Source organism: Rhizobacter sp. J219 (assembly GCF_024700055.1).
Taxonomy (GTDB): Bacteria; Pseudomonadota; Gammaproteobacteria; order Burkholderiales; family Burkholderiaceae_C; genus Rhizobacter.
This window is the reverse complement of the sequence record NZ_JAJOND010000001.1, coordinates 3,304,448-3,321,013: the sequence shown is the minus strand read 5'-3', so window position 1 is coordinate 3,321,013 and position 16,566 is coordinate 3,304,448. Positions and strand designations below refer to the sequence as shown.

General features: G+C 68.3%; 19 protein-coding genes and 1 pseudogene. 7 read left to right on the top strand and 13 right to left on the bottom strand.

Annotated features, from left to right (window positions below):
• Positions 1 to 270 precede the first annotated feature (270 nt).
• The 5 genes from LRS03_RS15590 to LRS03_RS15570 all read right to left on the bottom strand — a co-directional run bounded on the left by LRS03_RS15590 (position 271) and on the right by LRS03_RS15570 (position 3,823).
• Positions 271 to 1,569, bottom strand: coding sequence for a HAMP domain-containing sensor histidine kinase (locus LRS03_RS15590; RefSeq protein ID WP_257826528.1), 1,299 nt, complete (start codon positions 1,567 to 1,569; stop codon positions 271 to 273).
• Positions 1,566 to 2,252: a response regulator transcription factor gene (locus LRS03_RS15585; RefSeq protein ID WP_257826526.1), complete on the bottom strand. Its 687-nt coding sequence runs from the start codon at positions 2,250 to 2,252 to the stop codon at positions 1,566 to 1,568. The genes LRS03_RS15590 and LRS03_RS15585 overlap by 4 nt, the downstream gene beginning before the upstream one ends.
• Positions 2,253 to 2,294: 42 nt before the next feature.
• On the bottom strand, positions 2,295 to 2,789 hold the full coding sequence (locus LRS03_RS15580) for a methyltransferase family protein (RefSeq protein ID WP_257826524.1): 495 nt from the start codon (positions 2,787 to 2,789) through the stop codon (positions 2,295 to 2,297).
• Positions 2,773 to 3,252 carry a Spy/CpxP family protein refolding chaperone gene (locus LRS03_RS15575; protein WP_257826523.1) on the bottom strand — a complete coding sequence of 160 codons (480 nt, stop codon included), beginning with the start codon at positions 3,250 to 3,252 and terminating at the stop codon, positions 2,773 to 2,775. Before LRS03_RS15575 ends, LRS03_RS15580 begins: the two co-directional genes overlap by 17 nt.
• 109 nt (positions 3,253 to 3,361) lie before the next feature.
• On the bottom strand, positions 3,362 to 3,823 hold the full coding sequence (locus LRS03_RS15570) for a DM13 domain-containing protein (protein ID WP_257826522.1): 462 nt from the start codon (positions 3,821 to 3,823) through the stop codon (positions 3,362 to 3,364).
• A gap of 122 nt (positions 3,824 to 3,945) precedes the next feature.
• Between LRS03_RS15570 and ku the strand changes: the two genes are divergently transcribed.
• From ku to LRS03_RS15550, 4 genes and pseudogenes are all read left to right on the top strand, one after another.
• Positions 3,946 to 4,866: a non-homologous end joining protein Ku gene (gene ku / locus LRS03_RS15565; RefSeq protein WP_257826521.1), complete on the top strand. Its 921-nt coding sequence runs from the start codon at positions 3,946 to 3,948 to the stop codon at positions 4,864 to 4,866.
• Positions 4,863 to 5,681: a tetratricopeptide repeat protein gene (locus LRS03_RS15560; protein WP_257826520.1), complete on the top strand. Its 819-nt coding sequence runs from the start codon at positions 4,863 to 4,865 to the stop codon at positions 5,679 to 5,681. Before ku ends, LRS03_RS15560 begins: the two co-directional genes overlap by 4 nt.
• 24 nt (positions 5,682 to 5,705) lie before the next feature.
• Positions 5,706 to 6,017: pseudogene (locus tag LRS03_RS15555) on the top strand (M15 family metallopeptidase); the annotation flags it as partial.
• Positions 6,018 to 6,087: 70 nt separating this feature from the next.
• Entirely contained in the window at positions 6,088 to 6,306 is a 219-nt protein-coding gene (locus LRS03_RS15550) for a M15 family metallopeptidase (RefSeq protein WP_257826519.1), read from the top strand.
• A 1-nt stretch (position 6,307) separates the two neighbouring features.
• Here LRS03_RS15550 and LRS03_RS15545 read toward each other — a convergent pair whose 3' ends face one another.
• The 8 genes from LRS03_RS15545 to LRS03_RS15510 all read right to left on the bottom strand — a co-directional run bounded on the left by LRS03_RS15545 (position 6,308) and on the right by LRS03_RS15510 (position 13,229).
• Positions 6,308 to 7,063, bottom strand: coding sequence for an SGNH/GDSL hydrolase family protein (locus LRS03_RS15545; protein WP_257826517.1), 756 nt, complete (start codon positions 7,061 to 7,063; stop codon positions 6,308 to 6,310).
• Between the two features lie 85 nt (positions 7,064 to 7,148).
• A complete protein-coding gene (locus LRS03_RS15540) occupies positions 7,149 to 7,355 on the bottom strand; it encodes a hypothetical protein (protein WP_257826515.1) in 207 nt (68 codons plus the stop codon).
• Entirely contained in the window at positions 7,297 to 7,647 is a 351-nt protein-coding gene (locus tag LRS03_RS15535) for a nucleoside deaminase (RefSeq protein WP_257826513.1), read from the bottom strand. The genes LRS03_RS15540 and LRS03_RS15535 overlap by 59 nt, the downstream gene beginning before the upstream one ends.
• A gap of 13 nt (positions 7,648 to 7,660) precedes the next feature.
• Positions 7,661 to 8,755 carry an ABC transporter ATP-binding protein gene (locus tag LRS03_RS15530; protein WP_257826511.1) on the bottom strand — a complete coding sequence of 365 codons (1,095 nt, stop codon included), beginning with the start codon at positions 8,753 to 8,755 and terminating at the stop codon, positions 7,661 to 7,663.
• Positions 8,752 to 9,552 carry an ABC transporter permease gene (locus tag LRS03_RS15525; protein ID WP_257826509.1) on the bottom strand — a complete coding sequence of 267 codons (801 nt, stop codon included), beginning with the start codon at positions 9,550 to 9,552 and terminating at the stop codon, positions 8,752 to 8,754. The genes LRS03_RS15530 and LRS03_RS15525 overlap by 4 nt, the downstream gene beginning before the upstream one ends.
• Positions 9,552 to 10,454 (bottom strand): ABC transporter permease, encoded by a 903-nt coding sequence (locus LRS03_RS15520; RefSeq protein WP_257826508.1) that lies wholly within the window; start codon positions 10,452 to 10,454, stop codon positions 9,552 to 9,554. Before LRS03_RS15520 ends, LRS03_RS15525 begins: the two co-directional genes overlap by 1 nt.
• Positions 10,454 to 11,596 carry an ABC transporter substrate-binding protein gene (locus tag LRS03_RS15515; RefSeq protein ID WP_257826506.1) on the bottom strand — a complete coding sequence of 381 codons (1,143 nt, stop codon included), beginning with the start codon at positions 11,594 to 11,596 and terminating at the stop codon, positions 10,454 to 10,456. Before LRS03_RS15515 ends, LRS03_RS15520 begins: the two co-directional genes overlap by 1 nt.
• Positions 11,597 to 11,720: 124 nt before the next feature.
• The gene (locus LRS03_RS15510; protein ID WP_257826504.1) at positions 11,721 to 13,229 is read right to left on the bottom strand and encodes an amidohydrolase family protein; all 1,509 of its coding nucleotides are present in this window, start codon (positions 13,227 to 13,229) and stop codon (positions 11,721 to 11,723) included.
• A gap of 156 nt (positions 13,230 to 13,385) precedes the next feature.
• On the opposite strand from LRS03_RS15510, the gene LRS03_RS15505 reads away from it, so the two are divergent.
• The 3 genes from LRS03_RS15505 to LRS03_RS15495 are packed head-to-tail and all read left to right on the top strand — an operon-like array spanning position 13,386 to position 16,533.
• Complete coding sequence (locus tag LRS03_RS15505; protein ID WP_257826502.1) at positions 13,386 to 14,783, top strand: CmpA/NrtA family ABC transporter substrate-binding protein; 1,398 nt, start codon at positions 13,386 to 13,388, stop codon at positions 14,781 to 14,783.
• 3 nt (positions 14,784 to 14,786) lie between these two features.
• Positions 14,787 to 15,668 (top strand): nitrate ABC transporter permease, encoded by an 882-nt coding sequence (gene ntrB, locus LRS03_RS15500; RefSeq protein WP_257826500.1) that lies wholly within the window; start codon positions 14,787 to 14,789, stop codon positions 15,666 to 15,668.
• Positions 15,658 to 16,533 (top strand): ABC transporter ATP-binding protein, encoded by an 876-nt coding sequence (locus tag LRS03_RS15495; protein ID WP_257826498.1) that lies wholly within the window; start codon positions 15,658 to 15,660, stop codon positions 16,531 to 16,533. Before ntrB ends, LRS03_RS15495 begins: the two co-directional genes overlap by 11 nt.
• Positions 16,534 to 16,566 lie beyond the last annotated feature (33 nt).

Here is a 16,566-nt window from a genome sequence, read left to right as displayed (position 1 = left end):
TCGTCGCTGCGGGCGCCGACCATAAGAAAAGCCCGCGACCATTTCTGGTGGCGGGCTCGGCTTCCGGGCATGGGGGCTCACCGCTCGAAGCGGCTGCGGCCATGACGGTTTTGCTCTGTGCTGGGTGACGGGTTCCCGGGGTTCCGCCCAATCGTGCGGTCGGTTCTGCAACAGAGAAGGCCTTCAGTGTAGGCGTTTCGTGTTTCAGCGATGTGACGAATAACGGGGCTTTTGCAAGGCTATTGACCTGGCGCAAGCGAGGCACGGGCGTCAGGTGGGCCAGCGCACCACCGCTTCGAGGCCGGGCGCGGCGTTGCGCAAGACCAGGCTGCCGCCATGCGACTGCGCCACCAGGCGGCACAGGTACAGCCCGAGGCCCACGCCGCCGGCGGCCCGGGTGCGGGCCACGTCGGGCCGGTAGAAGGGTTCGGTCAGGCGCGCGAGCTGGTCGTCGGGCACGCCGGGACCGTGGTCGCGCACGGTCAGCACGGCCTGCTCGCCGTCGACATGCGTGCTCACCATCACCGGCAGGCCTTCGGACGCGCCGTGGCGCAGTGCGTTGTCGATCAGGTTGCGCACCAGCATCGTGGCGCGGGGGCGGTCGAGCGGCACGGCGGGCAGGTCGTCGGCGAGCGTCAACTGCAAGGGCTGGCCGTCGAAGCCGGCCGCGACCTCGCGCACCAGGGTGTTGAGGTCGGTCGGCGTGCGCTGCAGGGCCGAGGGGCCAGCGGCCAGGCGCTCGCCTTCGAGCAGGTCGGAGATCAGCTCGCCCATCAGCGCGAGGTCGCGCAGCAGCGCGGCCCGCTCCGGCGTGTCGCCCGACAGTTCGGCGTTGAGCCGTGCCCGTGTGAGCGGCGAGCGCAACTCATGGCTGATCGCCAGCAGCAGCGCGCGCTGGCTGCGCAGCATGCCCTGCAGGCCGGTGGCCATGTCGTTGACCTGCTGGGCGAGGTCGCCCAGTTCGTCGCGCCGGCGGATCGGGATGGGCTCGGTGAAGTTGCCCTCGCCGTAACGCTGCGCGCCGCGGCGGATGTCGTCCACCGGGCGGAACAGGCGCCGCACGGTGGCGTAGGCCGCGAGCGTGAGCAGCAGCAGGCCGAAGAGCGGCACCAGTGCCCGCACCGGATGCCGCTCGTGCCACAGGTTGTCGCTCATGCCGAAGGTGATGCGGTGGCCGTCGGCGGTGCTGCGAGTGAGCAGGCGCTGGCCCCACTCGTCATCCTTGTATTTGTATTTCTTCTCGGCGTATTTGCCGGGGTGCGAGTCCCAGCGCACCTCGGGCCCGTCGATGCGTACCGAGATCGGCAGCTTGTCGACCAGCGCCTGCGCGCGCGCCGGGTCGGGCGGCGAGCCGATGTCGGCGGCCAGACGGTCGATGTAGTCGCTCAGCAGCGGTTTGACAAACAGCTCGAAGCCGCCCGACAAGGCCATGCGCGTGCCGCCCATGAACACCATTACCGTGCACGCGGCGAGCACGAGGAAGAGCGCCACCAGCCGCCACTTCAGCGAATGGCGGAACCGCTGGTGCCAGCGCTTGTGTGCCTGCACGTGCTCGCGCCACCGCCTCATGTCCGCGGCACTCCCGCGAAGGTGTAGCCCGCGTTGCGCAAGGTCTTGATGAGTGGCAGCGGCTCGAGCTTCTTGCGCAGGCGGCTCACCAGGATGTCGACCGCGCGGGTGTACAGATCTGCCTCGCGGCCCCGCAGCCTGTTGAGGATTTCGTCGCGCGTGAACACACGCCCCGGCTCGCGCGCCAGCAGCACCAGCAGCTCGAACTCGGTGCCGGTGAGATCGAGCAGCTCGCCTTCCCGCTGCACCTCACGCCGCTGCAGGTCGATGGTCAGGCCCTCGAAGACAAGCTTCTGCGCCTTCGCATCGCCCTGCGCGCCGTTGCGCGAGCGGCGCAGGATGGTCTGCAGTCGCGCGGCCAGCTCGCGCGGCTCGAAGGGCTTGGGCAGGTAGTCGTCGGCCCCCAGCTCCAGGCCCACCACCCGGTCGGTCACGTCGCCGCGGGCGGTGAGCATCAGCACCGGGATGTCACTGCTGTGGCGGATGCGGCGGCAGACCTCGAAGCCGTCCATCTCGGGCAGCATCACGTCGAGGATCACCGCGTCGTAGCGTTGTTCGGCCAGCCGCGCGAGGCCGAGCGTGGGCCGCGCGGCGTGGTCGAGCGCCAGGTCGAAACGCTGCAGGTAGGTCGCCAGCGGCGCGGCCAGGTCTTCGTCGTCGTCGATCAGCAGGATGCGGTGCATGGGGCGCGATGCTGACACAAGCCGCATCGCCAGGTTTCGTCGTCAGAGCCAGCGGCGCACGTCGGCCGCGTAGTCGCGCCACCAGCCGCCGAAGCGGCGCTCGAGCAGCGCCTCTTCACGCGGGATGTGCACCGTGTGCACGATGGCGGCGAAGAGCAACGCACCGACCAGCAGCAGTGGCAGGCCGAGCGCCATCGCCGTGCCCAGCAGGGCGGTGGTGATGCCGAGGTACATCGGATGGCGCCCGTAGCGGTACGGGCCTTCCTCGATCAGCTGCAGCGGAGTGTCGTGCGCGTCGAGCGGCAGGCCGGCGAGGCGGAACCGGGCCCAGGCCCACAGCGTCCACGCGAGCCCTGCCGCGGCCAGCACGGCGCCGGGCACCGGGGCGCTGCCGAGCGGTGTGGCCGCGCCCCAGAGCGCGAGGTGCAGACCCGCCGCCGTGGCGGCGATGCCCATCGCGACGGTGGCACCGCTCCAGCGTGACAGCGGGGCCGCTGGGCGCGCGGCCCACGCGCCGGGCTCAGCCGCGCCCGCCACGATGGTGGCCCCAGCGGTCGAGCACCTCGCGCACCTTCTGCTGCTGCTCGGGTTTCAGGCTGTCGTAGAAGTCGGCCGCGGCGTTGATGACGGCCGGCGAGGCGCTGCGCATGGCGGTGGTCTTGGCGTCGACCAGCGACTGCGCCTTCGCGCGGTCGAACTGGGTACCGGCCAGCACGGCCTTCACCTCGTCGTGCGCATCGCCGCCGCTCGCCTTCATGGCCTTGCGCTGCGCTTCGATCGTGTCGGCCAGCACCGTGAGCTTGGCTTTCTGCGCGGCGTCGAGGTCGAGCTTGCGGCTCGCCTTGTCGACCATGTGGGCGCGCTTCTCGGCCCGCTCGGCCTCGGTGGTGCGGTCGCCGAAGTAGCCGTGGTGGCGCTGGTGCGAGCAGGCGGCCAGGCCGCCGGCCAGCAGCGAGACGCCGAAGATGCCGATGAAGGTGCGTTTCAGCCAGGTTCTCATGTCGTGTCCTTTCCAGACGTGTTGAACATGAGGGCATGGTCGGCGCTGGTCGCTGGCGCGTCCTTTCGCGCCCGCATCGTTGTGTTTCGTTTCTTTTCAGTCGCGGCCGTCAGCGATACGTGGCGGCGGTGATGAACTGGCTGAAGGTCTCGCACCAGACGATGACGGTGTTGTAGCGCTGCAGGTCGGTGCCCGGGGGCAGCGGCAGCTCGAAGCGCTCGAAATTGCGCACGTCACCCACGCGCAGCATCTGCGGCTTGAGTCGCATGAAGTCGGCCTCGGTCTCGACGAATTGCGGCGCCAGGTACAGCTTGTAGTCGGGGCCGGGTGCGAGCTTGCCGTCGAAGGCGATGCGGGTCGCGTCGAGGGTCACGCGGCCCTCGCCCCAGTGCAGGAAGTCGCTGTCCTTCAGGTCGCGCCGGAACTGGCCCTGGAAGAGCGCCTCGCGGGCCGGCATCACTGCCGTGGCCGGTGGCGCGGCGGTGAGGATCGGCAGCACGTAGATGCCGGCCACGAAGCCCACGGCCAGGACGACGGCATGGGTGGCAATCAGGAGCAGGGCTTTCTTCATCGCAGCACAGTCGGGTGGTGGCAGGTGAACCTTACATCGTGGCGGGGCGGCGTCGTCCTACAGCCGGTCGATCCGGCGCCTGACGGCGCGCGCCATGGGGCCGGCGTAGCCTGCGCTCCACCATGGCCGCTCGCTCGCTTGCATCGCTCACCCTCGGCTTCGGGCTCGTCTCGATCCCGGTGAAGCTCTATTCGGCCACCGAAAGTTCGGCCAGCGTGGGCTTCAACCTGCTGACCAAAGACGGCTCGCGCGTGAAGCAGCAGTACATCTCGGTGAAGACCGGCGAGGTGGTCGAGCGCGCCTCGATGGTGAAGGGCTATGAGTTCGAGAAAGACCATTTCGTGATCTTCGAGCCCGAGGAGCTGAAGGCGCTGGAGGCCGAGGCGAGCCACGTGGTCGACATCGTGGCCTTCGTGCCCGACAAGGCCGTCGACCCGATCTACTACGACCGCGCCTACTACCTCGGGCCCGACAAGCGCGGCGCCAAGCCCTATTCGCTCCTGATGCAGGCGATGCGCAAGACGAAACGCGTGGCGCTCGCCCGCATGGCCTGGAAAGGCAAGCAGTACGTGGTGCAGGTGCGCCCGGCCGAAGAGGGCCTGGTGCTGCAGCAGCTGCTCTATGCCGACGAAGTGCGCTCCATGCGCGACCTCGACATCGAGACGGTGAGCGTGTCCGACGCCGAGGTGCAGCTCGCCACACAGTTGATCGAGCAGATCTCGGCCGACAACTACGACCCCGCCCAGTTCAAGGATGAAGAGAAAGACCGCATCCTCGCCGCCATCGACCAGAAGATCGCCGGCAAGAAGATCGTGGCCGCCCACCGCCCGGATGACGAGCCCGGTACCAGTGGCGGTCAGGTGATCGACATCATGGACGCGCTGCGTGCGAGCCTGGCGAAGAAGGGCGCCGGCAAGTCCGGCACCGCCAAGTCGGCACCGGCCGCCGAACCCGAGGTGTTGAAAGAGCGCAAGCCGCCGCGCCGTGCGGCCGCCAGCCCCGCTCCGGCGGCCGCTCCTGCCCGCGCTCGCGCGAGGAAGTGAACGCCCCGAGCACCGACGATCGCCAGGCGACGCTGAGCCTGCGCAAGGTGCAGGCCCTGCTGGGCCTGCCGTCGCATGTGGTGACCGGGTTGATCGAGGCCGGTGTCGTCACCCCCACGCGCGGCCCTCGCCATGCGTGGCGCTTCACCTTCCAGGACGTGGTGCTGTTGCGCACCGCCCACCGCCTGCGCACGGCCCAGGTGCCGTCGCGCAAGCTGCTGCGTGCATTGGCGCGGGTGAAAGGCGGGCTTGGCCCGTTGCCACTGAGCGGCGTGCGCCTCACCGCCATCGACCGCCAGGTGGTGGTGCGCGACGGGCCGCTGCAATGGGAAGCCGAAAGCGGCCAGTTGCTGATGGACTTCCACACCGCCCCGGCCCCGGCCGATGTGCAGCCGCTCGACCATGACGCGCCGGCGATCGACTGGTTCGCCGAAGGTGTGGTGCTCGAAGCGCGCGACCTCGTCGCCGCCGAGCGCGCCTACCGCCACGCCCTGGAGGCCGACCCCGAGCACGCACCGGCCGCGCTGAACCTGAGCGCACTGCTGTGCGAGCAGGGCCGCTGCGACGACGCGATCCAGCTGCTCGGCGAGGCCCTTCGGCACCGCCCCGACGACGCCAACCTGCACTTCAACCTTGGCATCGCACTGGAAGACCAGCGACGAAACGACGAGGCCATTGCTGCTTACGAGCACGCCCTTGCGCTGCAGCCCGACCTGGCCGATGCGCACTTCAACCTGGCGCGCCTGCACGAGCGGGCAGGGCGGCCGCATCGGGCCTTGCGACATTTGCACGAGTACCGGCGCCTGGAGCACTGAGGGCCGCGATATCCTCGGTCGACCATGCGCTGCGAAGACATCGCCAACCACCCCGATTTCCGTCACCTCTCCTCCATCGACGGCGTGCGGATCGACTTGCGCTACGTCGGCCCGCGCAACTTCGTCGGGCGTGACCTCTACGGCGACCTCGACTGCGCCTACCTGCACCGCCTCGCGGCCGAGGGCCTGGCGCGTGCGGTGGCCGAGCTCGCCCGGCTGGCACCCGGGCATTGCCTGCTGGTGCTCGATGCACTGCGACCGCATCGCGTTCAAGTGGAGCTGTGGGAATTCCTCGACGGCACCGGCCTGCGGCAGTACGTGGCCGACCCGGCGCGCGGCTCGATCCATTCCTTCGGCATGGCGCTCGACGTGACGATTCTCGACGCCGAGGGCAACGAGTCTCGACATGGGCAGCGCCTTCGACGAGATGGACGAGCTCTCGCACCCGAAGCTCGAAGCCGAGCACCTGGCGAGCGGCGCACTCACCGCGGCGCAGGTGGCCAACCGCGAACTGCTGCGCCGCGTGATGAAAGCCGGCGGCTTCAACGGCATCGACAACGAGTGGTGGCACTTCGACATGCTCGACCGCAGCCTGGTGCGGCAGACCTTCGTGCGCGTCGACTGACTCAGCTGCGGGCGGCCTCGAGCCGCTGCGACAGCGACGACTGCCCCATCAGCTCCTTGAACCAGAGCCGATAACCGCCGTCGCTCGGGTGCAGGCCGTCCTGTGCGTTCAGCTCCTCGTGCTGCGCAAACGGATCGTCCGCGCGCTCCTTGAAGAGGCTGACGTAGCCCACACCCTGACGCTGCGACGCGTCGCGCACCAGTGCATGCAGCTGGCGCGAACGCGAGGCCATCCACCACGACAGCGGCGGGAAGAAGAACGGCGCGTTGCCCACGTTGCCGGCCGGCATCAGCACCACCGTGTCGGCGCGGGACTTGGCGAGTTGTGCGATGCGGTCGAGGTGGCTCGGGGTGTTGTCGAGGTCGCGCAGGCGGATCACGTCGTTGCCGCCGGCCAGCATCAGCACGATGTCGAAACGCTCCTCGTTGCGCGACAGCTGGTGCGGCACTTCGGCGAGCGTGGCGCCATCGCGGCCCCGGTTCTCGATGTGCAGGCCGGGGTAGGCGGCCGCGAGCAGGCCGGCCAGGCTTCGCTCGGGCGTGGTCGCGCCGGTGCCGACGGCCGTGCTGTCGCCCACGATCAGAAGGCGCACGCGTGCCGCTTCGACGTGGTGCTGCAATGGCTCGCTCTGCCGTGCCAGCGCGACGGACGTGCGCAGCTTCGTGACGGTGCAGCCGGCGAGCAGCAACATGCCGGCGGCCGCAGCGCCCAGCGCAATCAGCCGGGCGTGGCGTCGGGATGAAGAGGTGAGCTGCATGGCGCCGCCATCCTGGCCGCCCGCCGGCCGCTTGTGCACCGGCCGGCGACGGAAGCTGCGGTAGTCGCGCTCCTACACGCGGGGTTCAGCGGGCCCCGGTGCGCTGGTTCGCCCAGGCCTTCAGCACGGCGATGGCCTCTGGGGCCATCTGTTGCTCGGCGGGCATGCGGCGGGCGTCGACCGTGCTGCCGCATTCGGCGCGCAGCACCTCGACGTCGATCGGGTGGCGGTGCTCAGGCTTCAGGGTGGCGAACGCTTCGCCCGACTCGGCCAGCGAGGCGGCGTAATACAAGCGCGCGATGCCGGCGATCTGCATCGCCGCCACGCACAGCGCGCAGGGCTCGCATGAGGTGTAGAAGCTCGCAGCCGGTGAGATCGACGGTCTGCAGCTTCCAGCAGGCGTCGCGCAGCGCTTCGACTTCGCCGTGCGAGGTGGGGTCGAAGTTCACCAACGAGTGGTTCCAACCCTCGCCGACGATGCGGCCGTCTTTCACCACCACCGCGCCGAAGGGCTCGGTGCCGGGGTGGGTCAGCGCTTCCTGCGACAGCGCGATGGCGCGCTGCATGAAGGCGGCGTGGTACATGCGGTTCTCCTTCTCAGGCGGCCTGCGGCAGCAGCCAGGCGTGTTGCGGGTCCCAGCTGAGGCTGACACGCCGGCCGGGCACGAGGCCGAGCGACTCGATCTCGTGCTGTTGCTTGGCGACGCGGAACTCGGTGTCGCCGCCCACGTCGACGAAGACGGTCTGCGTCGAGCCTTCGAATTCGAGGCCGAGCACCGTGCCGTCGATGCGCGGTGCATCGCTGGTGGGCGGGGTGCCTTCGGCTGCAAGCGAGACGCGGTCGCCGGCCACCACGAAGCTCGCCGCCGAGCCCGAGGCCAGCGGCTCGCGCGCCGGCACGAGGAAGGCACCGTGCCGGCTCTGCACCTCCACATACCCACCTTGCGTGCCCAGCACCTGGCCGGCCACGAGGTTGTTCATGCCGATGAAGTTGGCGACGAAGGGATTGACCGGCTCGCGGTACACGTCTTGTGGCTTGCCGACCTGCTGGATCACGCCGTCGCCCATGATGACGATGCGGTCGGCCAGCGCGAAGGCCTCCGACTGCGCATGCGTCACGTAGACAAAGGTGATGCGCAGCTCGCGGTGCAGGCGCGCGAGCTCGGTCTGCATGCGGGTGCGCAGGTGGGCGTCGAGTGCGCTCAGCGGCTCGTCGAGCAGCAGGATCGACGGCTCGGTGACGAGCGCACGTGCGATTGCCACCCGCTGCTTCTGCCCGCCCGAGAGCTGCGAGATTTGCCGGTCGGCCATGCCGGACAGGCCCATGCGGTCGAGCCATTCGAGGGCGCGCTGGCGGCGGATGTCGGCGCCGATCTTCTTCATGCGCAGCGGGAAGGCCACGTTCTCGGCCACCGTCAGGAAGGGAAAGAGCGCGAGGCTCTGCCACACCATCGGGGTGTCGCGCTGGAAGGCGGGGATGCCCTTCATGTTCCTGCCGCCGATGTGCAACTCGCCGGCGGTCGGTTCGTCGAGGCCCGCGATGAGCCGCAGCGTGGTCGACTTGCCGCAGCCCGAGGGGCCCATGATCGCGATGAACTCGCCCGCGGCGATGTCGAGGTCGATGCCACGCACCGCGTGGTGGCCGGCGAAGCGTTTTTCCACGCCCTTCAAGGAAACGAATGCATTGCTCATGAACGTTTTCCTGCTTTCACACCGACGAAGCGCTGCGCCACCAGCACCAACGTGATGCTGATGACGAGCACCACGGTGCCGATCGCATTGATCTTGGGGTTCACCTGGCCTTGCAGCAGGTTGAGGATGCGCACCGGCAGCGTCTCGTGCACGCCGCCCACGAACCAGGCGACCATGTACTCGTCGAACGACACCGCCGCCGAGAGGAAAAACGACGCGATCAGCGCCGGCTTGCAGAAGGGCACGACGATCCGCACGAGGCCGGTGAAGGGCGAGGCGCCGAGGTTCCACGCGGCCTGTTCCAGCTCGGGGCCGAGCTCGGCCAGGCGCAGGCGGATGATCGCCATCGAGAAACTGGTGGCCAGCGCCACGTGGCAGGCCATGATGGTCTCGGTGCGGCCGAAGAGGCCGGCGCGCGAGAGAAAGGCCAGCATCGCCATGCCGAGGATGGTGACCGGCACGGCCGGCGGGATGGCCACCAGCAGCACGAAGCTGCTGCGGCCGCGGAACTTCCAGCGGTAGTCGATGTAGGCGGCGGCGAAGCCGAGCAGGGTGGAGAAGATGGCGGTGCCGAGGCCCACCTTCACGCTGTTGAGAAAGGCATCGATCACCATCTCGTCGCTGAAGATCGCGCGGTGCCACTCCAGGCTGAAGCCGCCCCAGGGAATGGTGGGGAAGCGGTTGGCGTCGAACGAGAACACGATCACCACCAGCATCGGCATCGCAATGAAGCCGAAGAGGGCGATGACCCAGGCGATCTGGAGCCAGCGCGAGAGGCGTTGCAGCGGGGGTGTCATCACTTGGCTCCTCGTGAAGCAAACCAGCGCCCGAGGCCGAACACCAGCGCCAGCACCGCGAGCATCGAGACGCCGATCACCGACGCACGCGGCCACTGCGAGCCCGACTTCACCGTGTCGACGATCAGGATCGAGAGCGTGGGCGGTTTGCTGCCGGTCATGAAGAGCGGGCTGATGTAGTCACCGAAGGCGAGCAGGAAGGTGGTGGTGGCGGCGAGCGTGATCGCCGGCTTGATGGCGGGGATCAGCACGTGCAGCACCACGCGGCTGCGGCGGTAGCCGAGGTTTTCGGCCGCCTCCACCAGCACCGGGTCCACGCCCGAAAGTGCGAAGGTGAGGATCAGCACCGCGATCGGCAACGTGAGCGTCAAGAGGCCGACCTGCAGGGAGAACGCGCCGCCCAGCAGCGGCAGCGGTCCGATGCCGACGGCCGAGAGCGCGGTGTTGACCATGCCCTCGGGGCTCAGCACCACCTGCCACGCGTAGATGCGCAGCATGTAGCTGCTGAAGACCGGCACCACGAGCATCGCCACCGCGAGGTCGCGCTGACGTTGCGGCAGGCGCAAGGCGATCGTGTAGGCCGCGGGGAAGGCCAGCAGCAGCGCGAGCACGGTGTTGGTGGCCGCCACCTTCAGCGTGTGCCACAGGGCCATGTGGAAGGTGCCGGCGCCGAGCACACGCTCCCAGTTGTCGAGCACGAAGGCCGGCTCGAGCCGGAACGAGCGCACCTGCCAGAAGGTGATGACGATCAGGAAGACCAGCGGGGCCAGGAAGAACACCACCTGCCACACCAGCACCGGCAGGCCGAGCACGACCGGCAACGCGGCCGGGTTGCCGGCGGTGCGGGCGCGGTGGGGCGTGTGGGGTCCCGCTTTCGCGGGCAGGGCCGCCGTCGAGTCCATCACAGGGCCTTGAACTGGCTCCAGACGTCGTTCCAGTCCTCGATCGACTGCTTCTGCGGCAGCTGGCGCAGCTGGATCTTCTTCTGCTTGTACTCATCCATCACGTTCGGGCCCTTGAGCGTCATGCGCAGGATCTCGGCTTCCTTGGGCTTGGTCTCGTTGAGCAGCTTCCAGCCGGCCATCGAGGGGATGCTCTTGCGGTTGTCGACCTTGGTCGCCATCGCCACCTGGCCGCGCGGGCTGATCGTGTACTGGATGAACTTGCGCGCGAGGTCACGCTTGGTCGTGCCCTTCACGATGGAGAGCGACTCGGTGTACTGGATGCCGCCTTCCTCGGGGATGATGGTGTCGACCGGCACGCCGCTCATGCGCAGGCCGAGCGTGATCCACTCGCCGATGCCGGGGATGAGCAGCGCGCGGCCGTTGGTCATCGAGGAGAAGATGTCGGCGATGGTGTAGAAGCCCGAAGCCTGTGGCTTCAGCGAGAAGAGCTTCTTCTTCAGGCCCTCGAACTTGGCCTTGTCGAGGTCGTAGGGCGGGCGGTTGCCGTTGGAAAGGCTGATGCAGCCCATCGACGGCAGGTACCAGTCGAAGAAGCCGACCTTGCCCTTGGCCTTCTCGCTCCACAGCACCGAGTACGACGACACCTCTTTCGCGGTGAAGGCCTTGGTGTTGTACGAGATGCCGAGGTAGCCGAAGTCGATCATCACGCCGTAGAGCTTGCCGTCGAACCAGTGCAGCGGGAACTTCTGGAACTCGGGCCAGAAGTCCTTCAGCGCGTAGTCGGCCGGGTTCAGCGGCTCGATGAAGTCGGCCGCTTTCAGGAGGTGCATGTACTCGGCGTCGGCCAGCACCACGTCGTAAGTGCCGGGGGGCGACTGGTTGACGACGGCCATCATCTGGTCGCCGCCCACGTATTCCTTGATGCGGATCTTGACGCCGTGCTCCTTCTCGAATTCGCCCACCACGTAGGGGTCGGCGTTGCCGGGCCAGGCGAGGTAGTTCAGGACCTTGGGGTCGGCGGCGTCGGCGTCGCGCGGCAGCAGTGCGCTGCCGACGCCGAGGCCGGTGGCGCCGAGGGCGGCGCCTGTCTTGAGGAAGTGGCGGCGGGATTTGCGAGGGGGCAAGAGAGGGTCGGTCATGCGTCGCTCCTGGGGGGGTGAATTTCCGTGCACCAAAAGTGCATACAGTTTTTGTATGCAATAAGTCGACGCATCAACCGTGCCAGCGGTCACGCGGGCTGCGCGCGCACCAAGCGGGCGCGGTCTACAGCCCCGGCGGGCCGCCGTAGCGATGGAGGTGGAAGGGGCTGCGGCACAGGCCGATGCAGAAGCTGCCGACGGCGGCTTCGAGCGCATCGGCGAGGTAGCGGCCCTCGGCGTTGGCATGGGTCAGGTGCGCGGCGGCCTGCGCTGCGTCGGTGGCGAGCTGCTTCAGGTCGGTGCCGAGGTGCGCACCGCCCTGCACCACCCAGCGGCCGCCGACCATCACGTGGCGCACGCTGGTGCCTTCTTCGGCGAGCACGAGCTGGTTCACCGGGTCGTTCATCGGGATCCAGTTGATGGTGTTCAGGTCGATGAACACCAGGTCGGCTTGCTGCCCGACGGCGATGCGTCCCGTGCGCTCGAAGCCGGTGGCCCGCGCGCCGCCGGCCGTGGCCGCGGTGTAGACCTCGGGCGCGGTGAGCCAGGTGTTGAAGTCGGGCGTGCGCACGTTCGAGGCCATCGAGGCATAGCGCATCGCCTCGTACATGTTCTGGTTGTCGGCGCAGAGAGCGCCGTCGGTGCCGATGGCCAGGTTCACGCCCAGCTCCAGCATGCGCCGCGCCGGCGCGATGCCGGCGCCCAGGCGCATGTTGCTGCCGGGGTTGTGCGCGACCGAGGCGCCGTGCGCGGCGAGGCGCCGGAGGTCGTCGTCGTCGAGCCACACGCCGTGGGCGACGGTGAACTCGGGGCCGAGCATCCCGAGCGACTCGAAGTGCGCGGTGAGCGAGTGTCCCCAGCGCTGCAGCGCCGCGACCGCCTGCACCTTCGACTCGGCCACGTGCGACTGCATCGGCGCGCCGTACTTGGTGGCCAGCCTCGCGCAGCCGCGGGTGAGCTCGTCGGAGCAATGCAGCGGGATGGTGGGCGCGATGCCTAGGCGCACCTGTGTCTTGTCGTGCGGCCAGTTCGACAACGCCTCTTCCATCTGCGACAGGATCCAGGCGGTGTCGCCCGGAGCGGTGTTCAGGCGCTCGCGCAGGTCGGCAGGCAGCGCGTCGTAGAGGCCGGGAATGGCGCTGTAGAAAGAAATGTCTTGCAGCATCGGGGCGACCACCGCGCGCATGCCCGCGTCGACATACGTCTGGCCGATGGCGAACAGCTCGTCGACCGTGACCAGCGGGAACCCGAAGCTCAGGTCGTAGCAGGTGGTGCAGCCCTTCTGCAGCATCTCGACCGCGCCGATGCGGGTGGCGAGCATCTTGTGCGCCATCGAGAAGTTCGCCGACCACCCTGGTGCACCGTTGAGCAGCAGCTCCAGCGACCAGCGGTCGTGCGTGCCTTTCACGAAATTGGTGCCGCCGTGCGTGTGGCCGTTGACGAGGCCGGCGTGCAGCAGGTGGCCGCTTGCGTCGACCACCTCCGCCGTCGGCGGCGCCGGCAGACCAGGCGGGCCCATGCGGGTGATGACGCCGTGCTCCACCAGCAGGTCGGTGAACGGGGCGCTGCGGGTGGCCGCGTCGAGCACGCGACCGCCTTGGATCAGCAGCGTGGAAGCCGTCGGGTCGGGCATCGGTGTCCTCTCTGGTGCGGGCCCACCGGCACAGCAAGTTCCGTACGCGGGGAGCGGGTCGTGTAGGGCTGGCACTACACGACAAACCCAGGCGCCGCGATGTCGCGAAAGCGGGCGGCTTCCTAGCATCACCCCATCGTCCATTGAAGGCCCGCCATGCGCACCGACAACCGCTTCGACCCCTACAACGCCGATCGCCCGCTCGCCATGCGCTGCGCCTGCGGCCAGCACGCCTCCGCCGAAGAGCACCTGAGTGCCGAAGCGGCCGTGACCGAACTCAAGCGTCGCAGCGAAACCACCGAGTTCGAGGCCTACTCCAACGATTTCATCGAAGCGTCGCTCGTGAAGGCACTCTTCCCGCACGACGCGGTGCGCCGGCGCTTCCTGCGGGCGGTGGGCAAGGGCTCGGCGATGGCGGCGATCGGCAGCGTGTTGCCCGTCGCCTCGCTGCAGGCGATGGCCCAGGAGAAAGGCGCGCTCGAGAAGCGTGAGCTCAAGATCGGCTTCATCCCGATCACCTGCGCCACGCCGCTGATCATGGCGCACCCGCTCGGCTTCTATTCGAAGCAGGGGCTCGACGTGCAGGTGGTGAAGACGGCCGGCTGGGCGCTCATCCGCGACAAGATGCTCAACAAGGAGTACGACGCGACGCACTTCCTGTCGCCGATGCCGCTGGCGATCTCGCTCGGCGTGGGCAGCAACCCCACGCCGATGAACGTGGCGACCATCCAGAACACCAACGGCCAGGCGATCACGCTGCACGTCAAGCACAAGGACAAGCGCGACCCGAAAGACTGGAAGGGCTTCAAGTTCGCCGTGCCCTTCGAGTACTCGATGCACAACTTCCTGCTGCGCTACTACGTGGCCGAAGCGGGGCTCGACCCCGACCGCGACATCCAGATCCGCGTGGTGCCACCGCCCGAGATGGTGGCCAACCTGCGCGCCGGCAACATCGACGGCTACCTCGGCCCCGACCCCTTCAACCAGCGTGCGGTGTTCGAGGAGGTGGGCTTCATCCACCTGCTCACCAAGGAGCTGTGGAACGGCCACCCCTGCTGCGCCTTCGGCACCAGCACCGAGTTCATCCAGAAGAACCCCAACACCTTCGCGGCGTTGTACCGCGCGGTGCTGACCTCGGCCGCCATGGCACGCGAGGCGCGCAACCGCGAGCTGATCGCCAAGGTGATCGCACCGCAGGCGTACCTGAACCAGCCCGAGACGGTGCTGACGCAGGTGCTCACCGGCAAGTTCGCCGACGGCCTGGGCAACGTGAAGAACGTGCCCGACCGCGCCGACTTCGACCCCATCCCGTGGCAGAGCATGGCGGTGTGGATGCTCACGCAGATGAAGCGCTGGGGCTACGTGAAGGGCGAGGTGAACTACAAGCAGATCGCGGAGAAGGTGTTCCTGCTGACCGATGCGAAGAAGCAGATGAAGGCACTCGACATGAAGGTGCCTGACGGGGCGTATCCGAAGATCACCGTGATGGGGAAGGTGTTCGACCCGGAGAAGGCCGAGGCGTATGCCAACGGCTTTGCGATCAAGCGGGTCTGATCGATGAACGCCTCCCGTTCGCTCGGCCTCAGGGCCGGGCTGCTCTCGGCGGTGATCCTGCTGCTGGTGCTGGCGATCTGGCACGTGGCCACGCTCGGCAGCGCGCCGGTGGCGGCCGCGGGCCCGGCGCTCACGCCCGAGCAGATCGAATACGCCAAGCTGATGGGCAAGGACCCGGCGGCCGGTGGCGCGCCGAGCGCGAAGTCGGGTTTCCCGACGCTGGCGCAGATGGGCAGCACCATCGTGCGCCACCTGTCGCAGCCGTTCTACGACAACGGACCCAACGACAAGGGCATCGCGCTGCAGCTCGGCTACTCGCTGGCGCGCGTGGGCCTGGGCTACCTGCTCGCGGCGCTGGTGGCCATCCCGCTCGGCTTCGTGATCGGCATGAGCCCGCTGGTGTACCGCGCGCTCGACCCGTTCATCCAGGTGTTGAAGCCCATCTCGCCGCTCGCGTGGATGCCGCTCGCGCTCTACACCATCAAGGACTCGTCGATCAGCGGCATCTTCGTGATCTTCATCTGCTCGGTGTGGCCCATGCTCATCAACACCGCGTTCGGCGTGGCGAGCGTGCGCCGCGAGTGGCTCAACGTGGCGCGCACGCTGGAGGTGACGCCGCTGCGCCGGGCCTTCGAGGTCATCCTGCCGGCGGCGGCGCCGACCATCCTCACCGGCATGCGCATCAGCATGGGCATCGCCTGGCTCGTGATCGTCGCAGCCGAGATGCTGGTGGGCGGCACCGGCATTGGCTATTTCGTGTGGAACGAGTGGAACAACCTGTCGCTGCCGAACGTGATCTTCGCGATCCTCACCATTGGCGTGGTGGGCATGTTGCTCGACCTGATGTTCGCCAAGCTGCAGAAGGTGGTGACCTATGTCGACTGATGCCTTCCTCAAGATCGAAGGCCTGGCCAAGCGCTACGGCGACAGCACCGTCTTCGACAGCGTCAACTTCGACATCCGCCAGGGTGAGTTCGTCTGCATCATCGGCCACAGCGGCTGCGGCAAGACGACCATCCTCAACGTGCTGGCGGGGCTGGAGCAGGCGAGCGAGGGTCATGTGTTCATGGACAACCGCGAGATCGCCGGCCCGAGCCTGGAGCGCGGCGTGGTGTTCCAGGGCCATGCGCTGATGCCGTGGCTCACGGTGCGCGCCAACATCGCGTTTGCGGTGCGCAGCAAGTGGCCGCTGTGGAGCCGGTCGCAGGTCAACGAGCACGTGGAAAAGTACGTGGCGATGGTGGGCCTGTCGGCGGCCATCGACAAGAAGCCGTCGGCGCTTTCGGGTGGCATGAAGCAGCGGGTGGGCATTGCGCGCGCGTTTGCGATCCAGCCGCGCATGCTGCTGCTCGACGAGCCCTTCGGCGCGCTGGATGCGCTGACGCGCGGCACGATCCAGGACGAGCTGCTGCGCATCTGCGCCGAGACGCACCAGACCGTCTTCATGATCACGCACGATGTCGACGAAGCCATCCTGCTGGCCGACCGCATCCTGCTGATGAGCAACGGCCCGCAGGCGCGGGTGGCCGAGATCGTGAAGAACACGATGCCGCGCGACCGTGAGCGGGCCACGCTGCACCACGACCCGCAGTACTACCGCATCCGCAATCACCTGGTCGACTTTCTCGTGGCGCGCTCGAAGGAGCTGTCGCACGGCAAGGCGCCGGTGCAGCCGCCCGAGGTGAGCCCCGGGCTGCACGAACCCCAGCCCGAACCCCCGCCGCGCGTGCCGCTGCAGCGCGTGGCTTGATCCCCCACTTTTGAGTTCTCAACGAAGGAGCAG

Excerpts from the sequence above, each read along its gene's own strand:
- LRS03_RS15590 (WP_257826528.1), bottom strand. The coding sequence starts at position 1,569 with ATGAGGCGGTGGCGCGAGCACGTGCAGGCACACAAGCGCTGGCACCAG.
- LRS03_RS15585 (WP_257826526.1), bottom strand. The coding sequence starts at position 2,252 with ATGCACCGCATCCTGCTGATCGACGACGACGAAGACCTGGCCGCGCCG.
- LRS03_RS15575 (WP_257826523.1), bottom strand. The coding sequence starts at position 3,252 with ATGAGAACCTGGCTGAAACGCACCTTCATCGGCATCTTCGGCGTCTCG.
- LRS03_RS15570 (WP_257826522.1), bottom strand. The coding sequence starts at position 3,823 with ATGAAGAAAGCCCTGCTCCTGATTGCCACCCATGCCGTCGTCCTGGCC.
- ku (WP_257826521.1), top strand. The coding sequence starts at position 3,946 with ATGGCCGCTCGCTCGCTTGCATCGCTCACCCTCGGCTTCGGGCTCGTC.
- LRS03_RS15550 (WP_257826519.1), top strand. The coding sequence starts at position 6,088 with ATGGGCAGCGCCTTCGACGAGATGGACGAGCTCTCGCACCCGAAGCTC.
- LRS03_RS15545 (WP_257826517.1), bottom strand. The coding sequence starts at position 7,063 with ATGCAGCTCACCTCTTCATCCCGACGCCACGCCCGGCTGATTGCGCTG.
- LRS03_RS15535 (WP_257826513.1), bottom strand. The coding sequence starts at position 7,647 with ATGTACCACGCCGCCTTCATGCAGCGCGCCATCGCGCTGTCGCAGGAA.
- LRS03_RS15530 (WP_257826511.1), bottom strand. The coding sequence starts at position 8,755 with ATGAGCAATGCATTCGTTTCCTTGAAGGGCGTGGAAAAACGCTTCGCC.
- LRS03_RS15525 (WP_257826509.1), bottom strand. The coding sequence starts at position 9,552 with ATGACACCCCCGCTGCAACGCCTCTCGCGCTGGCTCCAGATCGCCTGG.
- LRS03_RS15520 (WP_257826508.1), bottom strand. The coding sequence starts at position 10,454 with ATGGACTCGACGGCGGCCCTGCCCGCGAAAGCGGGACCCCACACGCCC.
- LRS03_RS15515 (WP_257826506.1), bottom strand. The coding sequence starts at position 11,596 with ATGACCGACCCTCTCTTGCCCCCTCGCAAATCCCGCCGCCACTTCCTC.
- LRS03_RS15510 (WP_257826504.1), bottom strand. The coding sequence starts at position 13,229 with ATGCCCGACCCGACGGCTTCCACGCTGCTGATCCAAGGCGGTCGCGTG.
- LRS03_RS15505 (WP_257826502.1), top strand. The coding sequence starts at position 13,386 with ATGCGCACCGACAACCGCTTCGACCCCTACAACGCCGATCGCCCGCTC.
- ntrB (WP_257826500.1), top strand. The coding sequence starts at position 14,787 with ATGAACGCCTCCCGTTCGCTCGGCCTCAGGGCCGGGCTGCTCTCGGCG.
- LRS03_RS15495 (WP_257826498.1), top strand. The coding sequence starts at position 15,658 with ATGTCGACTGATGCCTTCCTCAAGATCGAAGGCCTGGCCAAGCGCTAC.